This is a genomic window from Rickettsia japonica YH, assembly GCF_000283595.1.
Lineage (GTDB): Bacteria > Pseudomonadota > Alphaproteobacteria > Rickettsiales > Rickettsiaceae > Rickettsia > Rickettsia rickettsii.
In genome coordinates this window covers 598,578-618,574 of the sequence record NC_016050.1, presented here as the reverse complement: position 1 = coordinate 618,574, position 19,997 = coordinate 598,578, and the positions used below count along the sequence as shown (strand labels likewise).

Genomic DNA, 19,997 nt, shown 5'->3' with positions numbered 1-19,997 from the left:
GAGACTCACTTAAATCTATGGCAAACCAATTTAAAATTTATGAATGAAAATTAATTAAAACTTATAAAAAGAATTGTATTTTTTCATAGAAGAGGTCCTGATCGTAATTTCATCAGGGATTTCAGTTATGAACCTTGAAGGGTAAGAACGGACTATTTCATAAAATATTTTTCTGCTTTCAGCATGAGTAATGTAGAGGTCTTTTTTGGCTCTCGTAATGCCGACATAAGCAATGCGACGTTCTTCTTCTAAGCCTTTTTCGCCGTCTTCGTCTAGAGATCTTTGAGACGGAAATACCCCCTCTTCCCAGCCCGGTAAAAATACCACGTCAAACTCAAGCCCTTTAGCTGCGTGCAGGGTCATTATAGTAACAGAGCCACCGTAATTGGTTTCAAGCACTTCATTTTCCATAACTAAGCTTGAATGTTCGATAAAATCATGAACATCGTTAAATTCAGTAATAGCTCTAAGCATTTCGTTAATATTTTCGATTCTACCGAATGCTTCTTCGGTTTTTTCTTCTTGAAGCATTTCAAGATAACCGGAATCATCAAGTATTGCTTTAACTACGTTTATTGGAGCATCTATACTAAATCTTTCGTACCAATTATCGATTTTAGTAATCAAATCTTTTAGAGTTTCATATGATTTTGCTTTAATCTCACCTATTTCTAGCATTTCTTTAATGGCTGCGAAATTAGAAATATTTCGCTCAAGTGCATAGACTCTAATTTTATTTAAGCTAGCTGCACCTATTGCCCTTTTCGGCACATTTATAATACGCTCAAGTGCTAGATTGTCATTTTGATTCAAAGATATACGGATATAAGCAAGCACGTCTCTTATTTCCATACGTTCATAAAACCGCAAACCGCCTATAATTTTATAAGGCATAGCACTATTTATAAACGCTTCCTCAAAACTTCTTGTTTGAAATCCGGCTCGTACTAATATTGCAATATTACCGGCATTATACCGGTTTTCTCGCACTAACTTATCTATTTCACCGGCTATATATCTTGCTTCTTCTTTATCACTCCAACAAGAGATAATTTTTATCTTTTCACCGTTTTCCCTATCCGTCCATAACGTTTTACCGTGACGGTTTTTATTATTATTGATAACATTGGAAGCAGCAGCAAGTATTGGCAAAGTTGATCTATAATTCTGCTCTAATTTAATAATTGTTGCACCTGCAAAATCTTTTTCAAAACGTAATATATTCCCGACTTCTGCTCCTCGCCAACCATAAATAGATTGATCATCATCCCCTACACAGCAAATATTTTTATATAAACTTGCGAGCATTCTTGCCCATAAATACTGGACAACGTTAGTGTCTTGATATTCATCGATTAAAATATATCGATATTTTTCTTGGTAATATCTTAGTATTTCAGGGTTTTTAATAAAAAGCTCATTATTATAAAGTAGCAAATCTCCAAAATCTAAAACATTAGAAATAAGTAAATTTTTCTGATATTCTTCGTATACAAGTTTTGCAACCCTCTGTAGCGGTAAATTAGTATCTGATACTGATAGTTTAGTTGGTAATAATCCTTGATCTTTCCATCTAGAAATTATGATATGTATTAATTTAGGAGCATATTTTTTAGTATCAATATCTTTTAGCTTTACTATATCTTTCACTAGTTTTAATTGATCATCATGACTAATAATAGTAAATCTATTATTTAAACCAAGATTTAAATTCTCAATCTGGTCACGTAATATCCTAGCTGCCATTGAGTGGAAAGTGCCTATATTAAGACCATAGCAATTAATTAGACTATTAACTCTTTCAGCCATTTCTTTAGCAGCTTTATTAGTAAAAGTAACAGCTAGAATATTTTGAGGTGAGGCTAAATTTTGGTGAATAATATTAGCTATTCTTGAGGTAAGTACCTTTGTTTTACCTGTCCCTGCACCTGCAAGCAATAAAAGCGGTCCTTCAGTGTGAAGAACTGCTTGTTGCTGCTCTGGATTTAATGTATGTATGAAATCTTGATTTTGCATTTGTTTTAAGGATGTTGTGCTATGGCTCTACTATGTCATTCCCGCTTTTGTGGGAATGACATTAAAGCATTAAAATATCACCTTATTCTTCTTAGATTTTTAATAATATATGAAATAGTAATTATCGGACTACAAATAATTATTTTCAATAACCTAAAATAAGAGCTTAAATTTCTATCTTCAATAAACCAATTATATAAATCATTTATAGGTTTAATCTCAGCAGGAATAATATATTGATCTTTAAATAATTCTTTTAAAACTCTTTTTGCCTGTTTTACTTCTACTTTACGCTCTATTGTTAAGCTTTGATCATGTACTCGGTAGAAATATAAAGATTCCGGTATATGAGCAAATTTCGTAACAAGCCCAAACCTTAGCCAATATTCATAATCATCCACTAACTGCATATTTTCATTATATCCACCTACTTGCCTTGCTAAATCGGCTCTATATAAGAAACATGCACCGACGCAATCTCTAATCGGTAAAAACTCAGGAGGTTCTTGATAAAGTCTTATTCCTACTTTACTGTGGTCATCGATCAAAGTATAATCAGTATATACAAGCCCTATCTCAGGTGAATTATCAAGTATCTTAACCATTTTTTCTAAAGCATTTTCATGGAAAAGATTATCATCTGAAGTCCAAGTAAAATACTCCCCTTTGGCCTCTTTAAAAGCAATATTAAGACTTGCCGGTAATCTTTTATTGGTCTCATTTACTATTACCTTAATACGTGAATCCTGCTCTGCATATGTCCTAGCTACTATAACGCTATTATCTTTTGAGCAATCATCAATAATAATAAGCTCAAAGTCTTTAAAGCTTTGATTAAGGCAACTCTCAATAGCAAAAGGTAATAGCTTCTTTCTATTATAAACCGGTAAAACTATTGAGATTTTTGGAAGATTACTATGCATGTCCTCCTAACATATCAAGAGTATTTAAACTATTAATTATATTTTCTATTAGTGATGATTCTTCAGCTTTACATCCATCTTTAAGGATTAATAATATATTGCTTAAAGCATTATTAAGCATTTTGGGTATTATAGTATTTTGCTCTTCAAACCTTTTAATTAGTTGCATCAAAGGATCAACATATTCAATTATTAACGATTCTTTATATTGATCTAATAGCTTGGCAAGACAATTAGATACTGCTCATAACAAAAGATCAGCTCTTTCATTATCTATTAAATCAAATACTTCATAAATTTTTTCAATTTGTACTTCAATATTATCTACAAGCACTAGCATAATTTTTACTATTTAGATTATTATATTTTCTATGTCATTCCCGCGAAAGCGGGAATCCAGAAAAAAATAATCTTAATACTGCTACAAAGAATTATATTTTTTATAAAATAAGCATATAAAATAATTTTTTATATTCTTTACTAGATTCCTGCTTTCGCAGGAATGACATAAAAGGAACCATGCGGGCATTCTTAATTCTGTAAATTTATATATTTCGTATTTAGATATTCAAATATCCCTTCAAATGAGCCTTCAACTCCAAAACCTGAAGCTTTACGTCCTGCAAAAGGTGCTTTTGCATTTGCAGGTAACGGGTCGTTAATCGATACCATACCAAAATCAAGCTTAGATGCTATCATTTGTGCCACGGATATATTATTTGAATATACATATCCTTGCAAGCCGTATTCGGTATTATTTGCATGTTCTATTACTTCATCTAAATCTTTAAACTTATAACAAGCAACTACCGGACCGAATATTTCTATTCTAAAGATATCCATATTATCCAAACAGTCAATAATAATAGTAGGCTCAATAAAATTATCAACAGCTTTACCGCCGCAAATTAATTTAGCTCCTTTACTTTGTGCATCAGCGAGTAACTTTTGTATTTTTTCTATGGCAGCAGAATTAATTAACGGACCTACATCCGATTCCTTATCAAATCCGTCACCGGCTTTAAGCTTAGTAAATTTAGCCTTTAGAATTTCTATAAATTTTTCATATATAGATTCTTCTATAAATGTTCTGTTAGGTGAAATACAAGACTGTCCACTATTTCTAGTTTTAGCGATTACTAAATCACTTACTACTTTCTCTAAATTATTATCTGCCGTTATAATGAAAGGAGCATTGCCGCCAAGTTCCAAAGATAAACGTTTTAGAGTATTTGCGGCATTTTGATATAGAATTTTACCGACATTTGTAGCGCCGGTAAATGATAATTTCCGAAGCCTAAAATCTTCACAAAAAGCCTTACCTATAATATCTGAACTACCTGTAATTATATTAAATACTCCGGCAGGCAAACCGGCATCGTTTGCAAATTTCGCAAGTACTAAAGCTGATAGAGGCGTAAGACTTGACGGTTTTAATATAACGCTGCAACCCGCAGCTATTGCAGGTACTACCTTGCGAGTAATCATTGCATTTGGAAAATTCCAAGGAGTTATAGCAGCAGACGGTCCTACAGGCTCATATTGCGTAACAATTTTATGAGTTTTACTATTACCGGGTTTAATAGTCGAATGAATATTATGTATAGCATATGTATACCAATCAATAAAAGAGGCTCCATATAAAATTTCTTTTTTTGATTCAGCAAGTATTTTACCCTGCTCTAGGGTTAATATATGACTTAACTCCTCAATATTTTCGATTACTAAATTATACCATCTTCTAAGAATCGCTATTCTCGCTTCAAATGAGCTTTGTGACCATAAAGAAAAACTAGTCACCGTATTATTAATCGCTGAATTAACCTCAGATAATCCTAAATTCGGAACTGTAGCAATTTCTTTTAAGGTCGCAGGATTAATAACGGATATTTGCTTCCCGAACTCTATAAATTCACCGTTTATATAATTCTTTCCCGTAATGTTTTTAAGTAAGCTCATATATTTTTACCTGCGTGGATACTAAAATCGTCATTGCGAGCAAACATTGGCGTTGTTGCATGGCTCGAGAAAAGTGTTACAAACTTATCTTAAAATTATACGGCAATACTAGCAAGAAAAATATTTATAATGAATTATTTATACCAAAATCTTCACCACCCATTTGGCTTTCTAATACATCATAAGAAATATTTTCCAAATTAGCATGTTTTATAATATTAATGATATCTTCAGGAGCTATTGCGTTTAATATAAGATTCAATATTTCTTGAGGAAATTTATATCCAATGTCAGATAATATAGCAGAGTTTTCAGTTATATTATAATAAAGTCTATACACCTGCATTGTTTAAGTCTTCTAGAATATTTTCTCACAATAAATTTGATACTTTCCCTACCTTTATAGCCTCAGCTATTTTAACCCATAACTCAGAGGGACTTAATTTCTTCTTTGCCAAAAGCTATTAAATTCTTGAATGGCTCTAAATAATTACCTTTAACTCCTTTAATATTTCCCCATGCATACTCAATAACCTCAGATGAAATCTCAGAGTAATATTTTTTCTTAGGATTTATTAATTGTGACTATAAAGAGATCACAGCTGAGAGAAATACTTTTTCTAAGTTATTAAATAACCGCCTTTATTAAGATTTATATTTGCTAACAGCCAACCACTTGAGTCATCTCCATTAAAAATCCAATTCTGATGTAACATTGAGTCAAAAGTCAAATTTTTAAATATATTAGTAGTCGTAGGCTTATCAGTAGCTAACCTAATATCAGGAGCCTTTATTACTTGATCATATCTAACTCCGGTTATTTCTAGCTCTGTAAATTTTTCACTTTGGCTATTTGGATAAAAATGATTTAAGTAAAATTTTATTGCAGAATATATTAAAAATTTTTGTAAAAATGCGGCTTCTGCTAGCTCTATTTCTAAATTAGCATTTTTCAATGCTTCTAAATTTTGTATGTTAAAACTACCTCATCCAACTAAAAATTCATAAGTAATGGATATGTATAAATATTTTGTTTTTGTGGTGGTATATTTATTATGTTCCAAGTCATTATATATTTGTACCTAATTAAATTAATACACAATGACTATAATAAGTATCTTACTGAATGCAACAATTTTTTATTAACTTATATGTTAATTTACAGCTAAAAAATCTAAATTATTTATTTAGAAATTTTTCAGCCTCAAGAGCCGCCATACAGCCTGTTCCTGCAGCAGTTACTGCTTGTCTATAAATTTTATCCTGAACGTCACCAGCAGCAAAAACACCTTCTACACTAGTTCTAGTAGTGCCTGACTTCGTAATGATATAATTATCGTCATCCATTACAATTTGTCCGGTAAATAGCCCCGTATTCGGTGCATGCCCAATAGCTATAAATACACCACTACAATTCAATAAACTAATCTCTTTGGTGTGAACATTTTGAATTTTAACTCCAGTAACGGATTTTGGTTTATTGCTACCTACAACCTCATCTACTACATGATCCCAAATTACTGATATTTTAGAATTTTTAAATAATCGATCCTGTAATATTTTCTCAGCTCTAAAACTATCTCTTCTATGCACTATAGTGACTTTGTTAGCATGATTGGTTAAGTATAAAGCTTCTTCTACTGCACTATTTCCTCCCCCTACTACAACTATTTCTTGATTCTTAAAAAAGAAACCATCGCAAGTAGCACATGCCGAAACACCAAAACCACGAAATTTCTGCTCTGAAGCTATACCAAGCCATTTTGCTTCCGCACCAGTACAAATTATTATGCTCTCCGCGTCATATTCATTTCCTGCTCCTGTAAATACTTTAAAAGGTCTTTTTGATAAATCCACCTTTTCTACGTAATCACTAACAATTTCCGTACCGACATTTTTAGCCTGCATAGACATCTGCTCCATAAGCCAAGGTCCTTGCACCGTTTCCGCAAATCCTGGATAGTTCTCAACATCGGTGGTAATTGTAAGCTGCCCGCCTGGCTGCATACCATTTATTAATATTGGTTTTAAAGCAGCTCTAGCTGTATAAATAGCGGCACTTAAGCCCGCAGGTCCTGAACCTATTATTAGTACTTTAGTAGTAATTTTCATAATTATTATTTATTAATTTAAATAATGCCTACGTCATTCCTGCGAAAGCAGTAATCCAGAAAAACATATAAAAAACAGTTTATTTTATTAAATATGTAATTTTTATACCAAGATTAAGGTTATTTTTCTGGATTCCCGCTTTCGCGGGAATGACATCCTGAACGTTCGTACAATACAAGGTCACACAATCTAAGACTTCTTTTCTAACCAAGATTTGACATAGTTAATTTCTTCAGGGTTCATTAGAGAAGGAGCATGACCGGCATATTTTATTTCATAAAGATCAAAAATTTTTGTTTCTTTCATCTTTTTAATAGTAGATTTTGTTAAAATTTGAGATTTCATCCCATGAATTACTAATATTCTACATTTTATTTTATTCCATACAGACCATAGTTTAATATCTTCCTGGTTACTAGCATTGTTCATGCCTTTTGTTATAGCAGGATCATAATTCATTTTATATTTTCCGCCGAATGTAGAAATTACACTATATTTTGTTAAATAATCCCAATCTTCTTCATCTTTAATACCGCTTTGTGCATAAATAAGTTTTAAATGTTCTTTTGCACTAGCCAAATCATCTAAGAGTATCGTTTTTTTAGCATAACCTCCAATTTTAATTAAAGGAGCAGCATCAATAAACGCCCCTACATCATTTAATATTAAGGCTTTAAAAATATTTTTATATTTACTGGCAAGCACCATACCTATAATACCACCCATTGAAGTACCAAGCCAAATAGGATTTTTGATATTGAGCCTTTTTAAAAAAAATAACGTATCTTTAATATAAGTCGTATAGTTATAATGATTAGCTTTTTTTAAATTTTCGCTATCACTGCGACCGGGATAATTTATTGCAATTACTCTATAATTTTTACTCAACTCTTTAGCTATTTTATCAAAATCATGAGCATTTCTAGTTAAACCGTGAGCACATACTATTATATTTTTATTTTTAGGATCACCGAATTCCAAATAAGAAATTTTATGTTTCGGTATATATTGAAGAGGTAATAAATTAATATAGGGACCAATTTTTATTGAATTAATTTTCATATGAACCTATTAATACCAATTTAGAATAAATTGTAAAAAAATCATTGTCATCATGTTATTAATTTAAGTCACTTAAAAATATACTGACCATGGTCGGCATATATATAACTACAAAAAGCAAAGATAAAAACACAGTAGCTGCAACTTTTTCAGGGTAAAATTTCTGTAAATTCGCTATAACTATAGTATTTGCTGCGAGTGGTGCCGTAGAAAGTAGTTTTAGGGCATTATAGTAATCATTGTTATACCATTTTGTTACAAAATGATCAAACATGATAAATAACCCTACTCCCAAAGGATAGAATAGAAATTTAGCAGCAAAAGTAGCAAGAGTAAATTTGATATCGACTTCAAATTTTTGTAGAGACGAAAGAGCAAGACCCACCATCACCATACCGAGTATCGAAAAAGAGCCTTTCATATTATATATAAAATCATCTAAAAAATCCGGTAAAGTAAAACCGCAAAAACTAAATAAACATCCCAAGAAAAAAGCATTTAAAATCGGTAATTTTACTACTTTTAATATACTATCGGTAGTATTAGCAAAGCTCCTCATACAAATATAAAAGCCGACGGAACATTCATAAATATTCACTCCTATAACAGCCATCATGTAAATACTTAATGTATAATCATCAAAAAGTGCTGCAGCTATAGGCAACATAAAATACCCGCCATTTGCCGTACCTGCAGACAAAGCTATAATATTACGTGTATGATCCTGCCAAAATTTACCAAAAAAATAATAAGAAAAGAGCGATAAGAATGTTGCAATTACAAATGTTACAACCGTAACGCTTAATGCCGCAAGTGTTAAGGTTGTACTAGCAGGTATCGTAAAAAATACTATAGGTGATATAAAATAGAATAGTAACGAGGAGATACTATCTTTTTCAACATTTGAATATTTACCTGCTAAAAATCCTATTACTAAACTTAATAATACCGAAACGGTTTTAAAAAAAACTATACTAAAGATTATCATGTAATGAGCTAAAGATATAATTACTTATAATATATGAGGTTTTATTTTTTTTCACTAAATTTTGTAAAGATTTTTAATTCATCAGACCAAAATAAATTTCTAATTGAAACTTTAAAAATTTTATGTTATTTAAGGTGTCTAATTTAATATGAAATTTTCATATTATTTATGCAAAATCTATTATCCTTATTCATTATATTTTTTTGTTTAAATATCTATTCTAATCCTATGCCACTTGGGCTTGAATTAAATAAAACTACCAATATAGATCTAACAAAAAAAATACAAAATCATCAATAAAGAACCTAATTATTGGCAAGGATATAATTATTATATAGTGATATAGAACCAAATACAAAAACTATATATAAAGCTTTAGTGATATGTAATGATTTTAAAGCCGTTATTTTAACTATAGATCAAAATAAATTTGAAGAGTTTTATAACATTTTAAAAGATAAATATAGTTTAGAAGAAGAAAATGATAAAGTGGTTACTTTCAAGGATGGTGCATGTGTAATCATACTTAAATCTTCTGAATTAAATACCGAAATGGAACTTGTATATATAACAAACGGTTTTTATAAAGAATTTTTAAACAAACTAGATAAAGAAGAAAAATTAGAGCAAGAACAGATGAAGAGATTGCTGTAATACTTGATTGGTATTGCTCGCGTGGAGTCATATGTCATTCCTGCGAAAGCAGGAATCTAGCATAAAACGAGATGAATCGAGCTTTTAATTTCAAAAATTTGCTGTATTTATACTTTTTTCTGGATTACTGCTTTCGCAGGAATGACATAAGGAATAACACACGAAGCTACTTCGGAAATTATAGGCATATGTAAATTATATTTTTTTATCAAATCCAAAACTAATTTTAATGCTTCTCTTCCCTCTACTAGCTCTTTATATTCCTGTAAAAATTTCTTTTTATCGCTACTAATTCCAAGTTCATAACCAAATTTTGTATTACGTGAACCTAACGAATAACAAGTAAGCACTAAATCGCCTACTACACCCTCTAGTAAAATATCAGAATTTTTTTGCATACCACCTAAAGCTTTAGACAAAATAGCAATTTCTTTTAAGGCAGCTACTATAAGCGTTGCTCTTGCATTTTCGCCCTGCTTTCTTGCTAAATCAATACCGCTTTTAATAGCAAAAATATTTTTTAAAGCTCCTGCTACCTGTAATGTTACAATATCGCTTGACACATTAGTAGTAAAAATTTTTGAACTTAGGTTATAAGCTATTTTATTTGCTATATCTATATCTAGACTTGCAATACTTGCCGAAGCAGGTAAATTTTTAGCAAGTTCTTTTGCTAGATTCGGACCTACAAAAAACGCTGTAGGGTTATGCGGTAATAGAGTTTTTAACCTATCTGAAAATAATGCGGTAGGATTACGGGCAAAGCCTTTTGTTGCAATTAGAAGAGTATTGTTTTTAGAAATGCTGTGAGTTTTTAATAATTTTATTGAGTCATCAAAAGCGTAAGACGGCACTGCAATAATAATTAGTTCAAAATCCTTAATTATATCTAAGTTTGTAGTAGCCTGTAAATGAGAAGGTAATTTAATATCCCCTAAATATTTTACATTAGTTTTGTTATGTAAAATTTCCTTTGCTATTGCCTCATCACGTAAAAATAAAGTAACGTTATTACAGTTTTGTGCTGCTAAAGAAGCAAGGCTAGTACCGAAACTCCCTCCCCCATAAACCGCAATATTTTTAAATTTGTTCATGTGCTTATTTTTTCTTTGTCACTTGCAGGTTTGTAGGTATCGTTGCTTGGCTTGTTTATGTCATTCTCACGAAGGCGGGAATGACATCGAGCGAATTTCTCGAGCCATAAAACAATACTACTCACAATAACAATTTCACTACTCCACAGCTTTCTCAAGATTTACTATTATAACGGGTGACTTATTAATTTCTTGTTTTAAGGTTTTACGGATTGTTCCTTTTATTGCCTCGATTACTTGTTCATCCGACAATGCTTTTTTTGCCTGTTTATTTTGAATGGTAACAAGTTCTTTAATGTCGTTTTTAATGAGGTTCACTAATGCCATATCCTCTTTCGGATCAAGCAGCCCGGGCATAGACAGCATTGGGTTTGCAGCAAGCAGTCCTTTTTTATTAATGACTACTGATGCTACCACAATACCCGATTCACGCATACGTCTTCTAGCTTTGAAAATCGGAGATTCAACGGACAGCAAATAATTACCGTCAACAGCTAAATAACCGTTTTCAACCTTTGAAATTACTTTTGCATTATTAGGTTCAAGCAGTACTACACTACCGTTTTCAACCTCTACTGACTGTTTTATGCCGTTTTTCTTAGCAAGCTTAACATGTTCATGAATATGTACAGGCTCGCCGTGAACAGGTATACAAATATTCGGTCTAATTAGAGAATACATTTTTTGTAGCTCGTCAATCGATGGATGTCCTGAAACATGTACAAAATGGTCTCGCTCGGTAATAACTTCTACACCGGCTTTAACAAATATATTAAATAGCCTGAATATTTTCTTTTCATTACCCGGAATAATTTTTGAAGAAAAAATCATTGTATCCTTAGGAACAAGCTTTATAGACGGGTGAGAATTACTAGCCAGTTTTGCGGTGGCAGCCATAGGCTCACCTTGACAACCGGTAGCAATTACTAATAATTCTTCTCTTCTAAATCTGCTAACATCACGTTCACTAATTAGAGGAGCAATATCTTTCAAATAGCCGCTTTCCTGCGCAGCAAGCATCATACGGTGCAAACTTCTACCGGTTAAGACTACTTTTCTACCCGCAAGCCCTGCAGCATGAATTATTGTATCAAGCCGTGCTAAATTAGAGGCAAAGGTTGAAACTACTACCATTTGAGGACAACCGGCTATAATATCTACTAAACTTTTTCTAACATCCCCCTCAGAACCTGAGCTTCCTTTATTAAATACGTTAGTTGAATCACAAACAAGTGCAAGAACCCCTTCATCTCCGTAAGATTTTAAAAGCTCCTCATTGGCTTTTTGTCCAAGTATCGGATCGTTATCAAATTTCCAATCCCCCGTATGTAAAATATTACCTGCATCCGTACGGATCATAATTGCTTGCATTTCAGGAGCCGAGTGAGTCAGTGGCACCATCTCTAAGGAAAAAGGATCTAGATTTATTTTACTACCGGGTTTTACTTCATGAATTTTTATATTTTTAGCAAAATCATATTCATTTAAACGAATTTTTAAAAAATTTGCTGTAAAAGTAGTAGTATAAATAGGACCCTTAAGGCTATTCCATAAATATTGGACTCCACCTAAATGATCCTCGTGAGCATGAGTTAAAATCAGACCTACTATATCTTTTTTATATTTCTCGATAAAGCTGCTATCAGCAATTATCATATCAACACCGGGTAAATAATCATCGGCAAAGCCGCTACCACAATCAACCATTAACCATTTACCTTGATAATGGTAAAGATTAAGATTCATACCTATTTCATTAGATCCCCCTAGCGGTACAAATAGCAGATCATTTTTATGATTTTTGATGTTGAATGATGACATAATTTAACTTAATATTTATTTTATTACTTTATTCTTATAACTTATTATTAGTTAAGCGTCTATATATTAAAAAAGAAATTCATATAATGAATATAAATAAAATAGCATTGATTTATAACCAAAATTCCAAACATTTAGCTATTATAGAGGAAATAAAAAAACTCTATAATTATTGTAAAATAGAGGAAGCGGAGGTCATTATCGTAATAGGCGGGGATGGAGAATTACTACATAATATTCACCGCTATATGCATCTTAATATACCTTTTTACGGAGTTAATTTAGGAAGCCTCGGCTTTTTAATGAATCCTTTAGATACCAAAAATTTATTACAAAATATACACGAAAGTACGGTTTCTATCCTAAATCCTCTTCTTATGCAAATCGAAGATACGAGCGGTCAAATATATACGGCACTTGCTATTAACGAAGTATCGATATTTCGTAAAACTAATCAAGCTGCTAAATTTAGAATAGACGTAAACGGGATAGAGAGAATGAGCGAATTAGTAGCAGACGGAGCTTTAGTTGCAACACCTGCCGGAAGTAGTGCTTATAATTTATCTGCCAGCGGTCCTATTTTACCGCTTGAGTCAAACATGTTATGCCTAACCCCTATCTGCTCGTTTAGACCGCGTAGATGGCACGGTGCTTTACTGCTTTCATCTGCTACGATTAAATTTGAAATACTTAATACAAATAAACGACCGGTAAATGCTACTGCCGACTTTCAGGAGTTTAATAATATCACAAATGTTACCGTTAAATCTACTAAGGATAAGCCTGTCAAACTGCTCTTTAATAAAAACCATACGCTGGAAGATAGAATTATTAAAGAGCAATTCGGTGGGTAATTATTAAAAAATATTAATAATTTTTTTACTAAGAATTAAACTAATGTATGATGCCTTGTTAAAAATAACTAGGCATCATATATGAAATCAAAAAAGTCTTCTATTAACTTCTCTGAAAATAACCATATTTTATGGTTATAACTTGAAGCTCCAATATTACCTTAAATACAGCTATAGAATTGTACTCAGCAATAGTTAAGGATTTTGATATAAAAAATAATTATTTAAGAACTATTGAAGAAATAAAAAATTCAAAATTAGCTCCAGAATTTGCTAATTTAGCAATTAAGAAGATACAAGAGATAAAAACCCCAAAAAAGCTATTGGAATGTGTACTAAAAAATACAGTTACGCAGAACTTACAAATCATGAGTTATTTAAAGATTATGAGATTAGTGAATATAATGCTTTAATTAATAAAAATTCTAAAGTAGAAATATTTTTTGAATACAAACCTAGCTCCAATTCTTCTAACCCTATCACTAAGATTATCAATAAATTTATCGTTAAGGAAAATATTTTTCGTTTAGCCGTAGTAGAAAAGAATATTGCATTAATTGAAGAAGTAGCTAAAGATATACTTAAATCAGCACCTATAGTTTTAAATTTACTCAAAACTCAATGAGAATGGTATCAAAAATATCTAAATTTTATTGCAGAAATTTTATTATTTGTAAAACCTGAATTTCAACCTGATATTATTAAACAATTAGCAAATATAGAAGATTTTGCTATTCTAGGCTCTTTTTCTGAAATATTGCTTGCTACCAAAAAATATGATGAAATAATAACATTACTTGCACCACGACTAGCGAATCTAGTAAACAATGAGCAAAAACAGGAAAGTAAATTCATCTATTTTTGCCGTTATAATCTATTAGTAGCCTATAATAATACAGGAAAATTATCATTAGACGAAGAGCAATTATTACGCATTTTAAAGGATCGACCAAAAGATAGCGATTCAATCTATAGCTTATTTAATATTTATTTACTTAACGAAAGGGCAATAGAAACAAAAAATTTAATCAAAAATACTCCTACAGATATCAAAACTTTGACAGCAATGAGTTTTAATTTAGCTGAAATTGCTGAAGCTAAATTAAATCTAATTAACCAAGACAATTTATCTAAAGATAGTAAAGAACAGTTTCGATGTTTTCAATATATTGCCAAATACAATCAATATTCTGCTGCTGAGAAAATTGTGAATGAAGAAAACCTAAAGGATGAGTGAATCGAAATTAGCAACTCTATTAGTGGTGTTATATTACTATCTACAACAGCCTTACTAAACAATATGAATTAGCTAAACAATTTATACAAAAAATACCTAAAAATAAAATAACTCCATATCTCAGTAATATCTTCCAGGCAATAGAATTTTTATTAAATCCTGAAGAATATATTAATCAAATTCATATCGAAGCTCTTGTTAGCAACCTTAATTTTGCACAAGCACAAGCTATAGAAAAAATTAATAAGATTATCAGTTGTTTAATCGCAATTAAGAAATACAACTTAGCGTTAAAGAAAGTTGAGGAAATTTTACCATATGATAATAAAAATCAGGAAGCCATTGAGAATGGCTTCACAGCTGCAAGGCTAACTAATGATCACGAAAAGATACAGGAATATATTGGTTTATTATCACTTAAAGAAGAGCTAGAGCAGTATGAAAATCAAAATCCTATAGAAATTCATGAATATTATCAATCAATAAAAAATGCACATTTACTTCATACTATCGGACAGGTTATTCCTAGTTACAGCAGTTGGAAAGTTAATCAAGAAGGAGAAATTACAAAGGCAAATATCAAGGACTTGAATGTTATGGAAGAATTAGCGCAAAATTACAAGAAAAATTAGATAAGAATAAATGTGATAAATTTATAAATGCCTTAAAGAAAGATATAATATATAGACAACAGGGGGATAACGGCGTTAAATTTATCGGTAAAAAAGTAGTTGACATTAAAATTGATGGTGACCAGCGTTTATTCACAAATATATTACATTCAAACGAACAAGGTGAATTACTGATACATTTTGATCATCAAGGAAATCATAATGATGTAATAAAATTCGCCGGCGAACATCATCTAGAATTTCATCAAGATTCACTATAACTTTAATAAAATTATTAATTTTTACTCAAAAGGTTGGCGTAGGTTAATAGCGGCAGATACGGTACCCTCGTCTAAATAATCAAGTTCACCTCCGATAGGTATACCGCTAGCAAGGCGAGAAATTTTAGCAGGATGCTCTTTTAAATATTCTGTAATAAAATAAGCAGTAGTCTGACCTTCTAAAGTAGAATTAGTAGCAATAATAACTTCTTTAATATTTTCTGCAAAACATCTTGTGCGTAGTTCAGGTAACCGAAGTATGCTAGGGTTTTGTCTACTAGCTGCCGATAAATTATGACCGAGTACATGATATAAACCTTTAAAATTACCGCTACGTTCCATTGCCCATAATTCAGCCACAGTTTCGACAATAGCAATAATTGATTTATCTCTATATTCAGAAGAACAAATACGGCAAATATTTTCCGTATCCATATTACCGCAAATCTCGCATTTTACTATTTTCTTATCTATCTCTACAAGATTATTAATTAGGCTTTTTAACCTTACGTCTTTATCTTGCAATAGGTAAAGCGCTATACGCCTTGCCGATCTACTACCAAGACCGGGTAATTTTGAAAAAAGATAAATTAGCTGATCTATATCATTATCATTTGTTTCATTCATAAATATACTCGTTTAATTTGAAAAATGAGCTACGTCGTATTATAAGAACTGCGGTACTCACCTATTAAGTGTATACGCTCCGCTCCTCGCCTTATAACTCCTTGCTCCTTTCCAAATTAAACTTCGTCTATTACTTAGGAGTATATTTAAGACTTAATAACGACGGTTCCAGCTATTTTATCATGTAATGCTTGTTTTTTAGAAGAAAAAAGTATGAAAAAAATACCGATAGGAAAAGTCATATACCCTAAAAATCTTTTAATTAACTGCTTTAAGGTCGGACGATTTAATGTTACGGCATCTACGATTTTCATACGTAAAAACATTTTACTAAGCGTTGCACCTTTATAATACCAAAGCGTTATGAAATATGAGCCTATTACTAATATATTAGTAGCAAAAATTGAAATATTAAACAAAATATATTTATTAAAATTTCCTGCTTTAAGATATTCATAAAATTCCTGACTCATAAACGAGTTAAACATTTCATTGGGATTATGAAGATTAATGTTATTGCTAAGGAAATAATCATTAAAGAACAACCATAATAAATTAAAAGAACAAAATTGTGATATTGGGATTGCTATAAATGCAAAGACTGATAAATCAAGTGCCGTAGAAAAAATTCGTGCTATAAAATCAGGATAAATAATTTGCTTTTTCATTGCCAGTTACTTTATTTTTGTGTTAGATAGTAAGGGTTATGGCAATCTCAGGATTTTAGCATGAGATTGCTTCGTCAAAACTTACAGTTTTTTTCCTCGTAATGACGATTAATACCCCTAATCAAAATTCAATATATTACATTCATGAATCAATTTGAAGCATATAGTTTATTATTTGTTGATAGTTTTGTTTCAAATCTTATTATAGGTTTTCAGAATGAATTAATATTTCATTCTATGAAAATGTTCGGAGGCTATAATAGTTTAATAATGCTGTTAGTAGCTATTTGTGCTTCTCTTAGCGGTAATGCAATCAATTATATTGTTGGAAGAATAGTTTTAAATATCTTTTATGCTTCCAAAAATGCACAAAATATTTTAAGACATAAAAATTTAACAAAACTATATTATAAATATGAGATATTTATAATTTTCTTAATGGCATTTTCTTTTTGGGGAAGCTTTATTTCTTTGTTCTCTGGTTTTTTTAAAACAAAATTTCTAAAATTTTTAGGTATTGGTTGTTTGGCAAAAGCATGCTATTATGCCTTAGAATTGTATATATTTTAACGCATGAAAAAATTAACCAAAACTAATTCTCATAGACAACAAAAATTAGCAAGCATTATAAATGAAGCATTAATAGAAATTCTAAGGCGTGGCAAAATGCTGGATAGCAGACTTTTGGATTGTCCTCTCACTATTACGAAAGTTATAGTTACTGCTGATCTCAAAATAGCTAATTGTCATTTCTTGCCTTTTAATACTAAACTAACAATAGATGAAATTATGGATGCATTAAATAATTCTAAAAATGCTATCAGAAAGTTTATTACTAATAAAATAAATATGAAATTCTCGCCTGATATAAGATTTCATTACGATCACGGATTTGATAATGCTATAAAAGTGGCACACTTATTAAAAGATCTCTGAATATAAGAATCTAATAATTTATTAAAAAAATTATTATCATGCCATATTTTAATCAGTAATGTTATAACTTAAATATGGCATAACAAAATAGATAACTTAAAAGAAATAAAAGGATTAACAGGTTTACGCGGGTATACTGCATTATGGGTATTCTTCTTACACGCCACATATAATTTGGCCAGGTAACTCAATTGGAATGAATATAGCAAGATTTGGCAGTCTTGGGGTTGTAATATTTTTTGTGTTATCCGGCTTTATTTTATGTTATGTATATAATACTAGATTTTATACGCATACCGTTAGTTATAAAAGTTTTTTACGTATTGCCAGAGTTTATCCCTTACATTTATTTATGCTTTTATGCGTATTAATGCAGAGTCGATTTTGTCAGAAATTCTTTCACCCTAAGATAATTCTTATACTTTTCTTCTTAATGTGTTCCTTATTCAAGCATGGGGGTTCACGGATTTAGTATCTTGGAATCAACCTTCATGTTCAATAAGTACGGCAATGTTTGCATATTAATTATTTCCTTTTTTAATATCATTGATGCAAAGATTATCAATAATTAAGTTATTGATAATCTTGTTATTTATATCTTATGGGATAATTCCTGCTCCTTATGCTTTTCAATGGCTGCAGACCCATATTAGTATAACAAAAGAGTACAATTTGCTTACGGTAAAAGCTTAATAATGTTTTTAGGTGTATTTATTTTTGGTTGTATAACATTTTTTATTACAAAATATATAAAATCTTTGAAACTTAATTATATTATTTATGATATTATTACATTTGTAGGAATTGCTGTTTTTGCTTATATTTTTATTATAATTAATGCAGAAACACTTTGGTGGCTTGCAGTTGGCTCATCCTTAATAATTATTGGAACATCTAATGATTCAGGATTAAGTAAACTTATTTTCGGTAATCCAATAACATATTTTCTAGGTCAAATTTCATATTCTTTATACCTTTCTGCTTTAACTACAGAATTTTTTGTAGCATATTACTGGATTTATCCAACTCCTTTATGGCTTAAATTTGCTACTTCGGTTACAATAGCTACTATTTTGCATTATATAATTGAATTACCAGCTCGCCAGTTCATTCGTCAATTAAAAGTGAGTAGATAGATAGGTGCTAGGGGATAAACTCAATCATTGAAAACAATAATTATCCATTATACTAAAAACACTTAAAAATTAAGCTTTAGTACAACAGCCCCCTAGCATAAATGGACTAAAGGCTATAAATGTTTTGCAATGATGGAGTTTAAATATCATTTACAAAACGATAATATCATAATAATTAAAATAATCAAGATATTTTAGTTATTTTTTAAATTTTAAGTATAACTCAAATAAAAATAAATCCTTATTTTTATTAAATAACTTTAAAAAATTATTTTTTTATATTAAGATATAATATAAGAATAATCTTTTAATAAAAATAAATAGAAAATGTCTCCTCAAATAATAGAGTTATTAATTTTTGCCGTTATTGCCTTTTACATTATCAACAAATTAATGACTACTCTCGGTTCTACTTCAGAAGAGGAACAGACAAAGCAAAAATCTTATTTTGGCGAACCGGTTATTAAGGACGTAACTTACAGTACATTTAAATCTAATAAAGAAGAAAAAAATATTCCAACAGCCCAAGATATTAAAGCTTTTAAAGATATAATAGTAGAACATAATATAACTGCGGTCGTAGATGGAATGGAACAAATCTATAAACGCCTTTACTCCTTTGATCCGGTTAAATTCATAAATAATGCTAAAACTGCTTTTCAAATGATTATAGAAGCTGCTTATAAAAAAGATGCTAAAGAATTATCCGAGCTGATAGATAAAAGATACTTGGAAGAATTTGAAAAAATAACACCGTCCTATGGTGATTTTTTTGACTCATCGGCTTTAAGTGCAAAATATTCAGAAATTTACATGTTCGGTAATAACATATTTATTAAATTACTATTTCAAGGTAAAAATGTAGTTGACAAAATCGAAGATTTAAAAGAAGAATGGACATTTACACGTAATGCTAATACCAAAGAAGTTGATTGGTTTTTAAGCAATATTGAGAGAGTGTAGCAATTATATCTTATGACCTGAATGTCATTTCCGCGGAATCGGGCATGACATAAAA

20 protein-coding genes and 2 pseudogenes are annotated in these 19,997 nt (G+C 30.6%); 9 read left to right on the top strand and 13 right to left on the bottom strand.

Features of this window, described 5'->3' with window-relative positions; translation table 11 throughout:
• Positions 1–54: 54 nt before the first annotated feature.
• From pcrA to RJP_RS03250, 9 genes and pseudogenes are all read right to left on the bottom strand, one after another.
• Positions 55–2,016, bottom strand: coding sequence for a DNA helicase PcrA (gene pcrA, locus RJP_RS03290; protein ID WP_014120797.1), 1,962 nt, complete (start codon positions 2,014–2,016; stop codon positions 55–57).
• 77 nt (positions 2,017–2,093) lie between these two features.
• On the bottom strand, positions 2,094–2,939 hold the full coding sequence (locus RJP_RS03285) for a glycosyltransferase (RefSeq protein ID WP_014120796.1): 846 nt from the start codon (positions 2,937–2,939) through the stop codon (positions 2,094–2,096).
• A pseudogene (locus tag RJP_RS11320) lies at positions 2,932–3,279 on the bottom strand (hypothetical protein). Before RJP_RS11320 ends, RJP_RS03285 begins: the two are co-directional and overlap by 8 nt.
• A gap of 191 nt (positions 3,280–3,470) precedes the next feature.
• A complete protein-coding gene (locus tag RJP_RS03275) occupies positions 3,471–4,898 on the bottom strand; it encodes an NAD-dependent succinate-semialdehyde dehydrogenase (RefSeq protein WP_014120795.1) in 1,428 nt (475 codons plus the stop codon).
• A gap of 124 nt (positions 4,899–5,022) precedes the next feature.
• Positions 5,023–5,244 carry a hypothetical protein gene (locus RJP_RS03270; protein ID WP_014120794.1) on the bottom strand — a complete coding sequence of 74 codons (222 nt, stop codon included), beginning with the start codon at positions 5,242–5,244 and terminating at the stop codon, positions 5,023–5,025.
• Positions 5,245–5,518: 274 nt separating this feature from the next.
• A complete protein-coding gene (locus tag RJP_RS03265) occupies positions 5,519–5,854 on the bottom strand; it encodes a hypothetical protein (protein WP_014120793.1) in 336 nt (111 codons plus the stop codon).
• Positions 5,855–6,077: 223 nt separating this feature from the next.
• On the bottom strand, positions 6,078–7,010 hold the full coding sequence (gene trxB, locus RJP_RS03260; RefSeq protein ID WP_014120792.1) for a thioredoxin-disulfide reductase: 933 nt from the start codon (positions 7,008–7,010) through the stop codon (positions 6,078–6,080).
• A gap of 189 nt (positions 7,011–7,199) precedes the next feature.
• A complete protein-coding gene (locus tag RJP_RS03255) occupies positions 7,200–8,072 on the bottom strand; it encodes an alpha/beta fold hydrolase (RefSeq protein ID WP_014120791.1) in 873 nt (290 codons plus the stop codon).
• Positions 8,073–8,130: 58 nt separating this feature from the next.
• Positions 8,131–9,060 carry an AEC family transporter gene (locus tag RJP_RS03250; RefSeq protein ID WP_014120790.1) on the bottom strand — a complete coding sequence of 310 codons (930 nt, stop codon included), beginning with the start codon at positions 9,058–9,060 and terminating at the stop codon, positions 8,131–8,133.
• Between the two features lie 378 nt (positions 9,061–9,438).
• Here RJP_RS03250 and RJP_RS07785 point away from each other — a divergent pair, with 378 nt between their 5' ends.
• Positions 9,439–9,714, top strand: coding sequence for a hypothetical protein (locus tag RJP_RS07785; RefSeq protein ID WP_081497903.1), 276 nt, complete (start codon positions 9,439–9,441; stop codon positions 9,712–9,714).
• A 107-nt stretch (positions 9,715–9,821) separates the two neighbouring features.
• On the opposite strand, the gene RJP_RS03240 is transcribed toward RJP_RS07785, so the two are convergent.
• Positions 9,822–10,808 (bottom strand): NAD(P)H-dependent glycerol-3-phosphate dehydrogenase, encoded by a 987-nt coding sequence (locus RJP_RS03240; protein WP_014120789.1) that lies wholly within the window; start codon positions 10,806–10,808, stop codon positions 9,822–9,824.
• Between the two features lie 138 nt (positions 10,809–10,946).
• Positions 10,947–12,629, bottom strand: coding sequence for a ribonuclease J (locus RJP_RS03235; RefSeq protein ID WP_014120788.1), 1,683 nt, complete (start codon positions 12,627–12,629; stop codon positions 10,947–10,949).
• An 86-nt stretch (positions 12,630–12,715) separates the two neighbouring features.
• On the opposite strand from RJP_RS03235, the gene RJP_RS03230 reads away from it, so the two are divergent.
• The 3 genes from RJP_RS03230 to RJP_RS09435 all read left to right on the top strand — a co-directional run bounded on the left by RJP_RS03230 (position 12,716) and on the right by RJP_RS09435 (position 14,720).
• On the top strand, positions 12,716–13,483 hold the full coding sequence (locus RJP_RS03230) for an NAD kinase (protein WP_014014304.1): 768 nt from the start codon (positions 12,716–12,718) through the stop codon (positions 13,481–13,483).
• A 328-nt stretch (positions 13,484–13,811) separates the two neighbouring features.
• On the top strand, positions 13,812–14,108 hold the full coding sequence (locus RJP_RS03225; protein ID WP_014120787.1) for a hypothetical protein: 297 nt from the start codon (positions 13,812–13,814) through the stop codon (positions 14,106–14,108).
• Between the two features lie 132 nt (positions 14,109–14,240).
• The gene (locus tag RJP_RS09435; protein ID WP_014120786.1) at positions 14,241–14,720 is read left to right on the top strand and encodes a hypothetical protein; all 480 of its coding nucleotides are present in this window, start codon (positions 14,241–14,243) and stop codon (positions 14,718–14,720) included.
• 913 nt (positions 14,721–15,633) lie between these two features.
• Here RJP_RS09435 and recR read toward each other — a convergent pair.
• Both recR and RJP_RS03210 read right to left on the bottom strand, forming a co-directional pair.
• Positions 15,634–16,239 carry a recombination mediator RecR gene (gene recR / locus RJP_RS03215; RefSeq protein ID WP_014120785.1) on the bottom strand — a complete coding sequence of 202 codons (606 nt, stop codon included), beginning with the start codon at positions 16,237–16,239 and terminating at the stop codon, positions 15,634–15,636.
• Between the two features lie 146 nt (positions 16,240–16,385).
• The gene (locus tag RJP_RS03210) at positions 16,386–16,907 is read right to left on the bottom strand and encodes an RDD family protein (RefSeq protein ID WP_014120784.1); all 522 of its coding nucleotides are present in this window, start codon (positions 16,905–16,907) and stop codon (positions 16,386–16,388) included.
• A gap of 144 nt (positions 16,908–17,051) precedes the next feature.
• Between RJP_RS03210 and RJP_RS03205 the strand changes: the two genes are divergently transcribed.
• From RJP_RS03205 to RJP_RS03190, 5 genes and pseudogenes are all read left to right on the top strand, one after another.
• Positions 17,052–17,477, top strand: coding sequence for a YqaA family protein (locus tag RJP_RS03205; protein WP_014014301.1), 426 nt, complete (start codon positions 17,052–17,054; stop codon positions 17,475–17,477).
• A 3-nt stretch (positions 17,478–17,480) separates the two neighbouring features.
• Entirely contained in the window at positions 17,481–17,843 is a 363-nt protein-coding gene (gene rbfA / locus RJP_RS03200) for a 30S ribosome-binding factor RbfA (protein WP_014120783.1), read from the top strand.
• Positions 17,844–17,986: 143 nt separating this feature from the next.
• Positions 17,987–18,204, top strand: a pseudogene (locus tag RJP_RS11315) (hypothetical protein); the annotation flags it as partial.
• A gap of 397 nt (positions 18,205–18,601) precedes the next feature.
• Positions 18,602–18,979, top strand: a complete 378-nt coding sequence (locus tag RJP_RS03195; protein ID WP_225981207.1) for an acyltransferase family protein — start codon at positions 18,602–18,604, stop codon at positions 18,977–18,979.
• 327 nt (positions 18,980–19,306) lie between these two features.
• Positions 19,307–19,942 carry a Tim44 domain-containing protein gene (locus tag RJP_RS03190; RefSeq protein ID WP_014120781.1) on the top strand — a complete coding sequence of 212 codons (636 nt, stop codon included), beginning with the start codon at positions 19,307–19,309 and terminating at the stop codon, positions 19,940–19,942.
• Positions 19,943–19,997 lie beyond the last annotated feature (55 nt).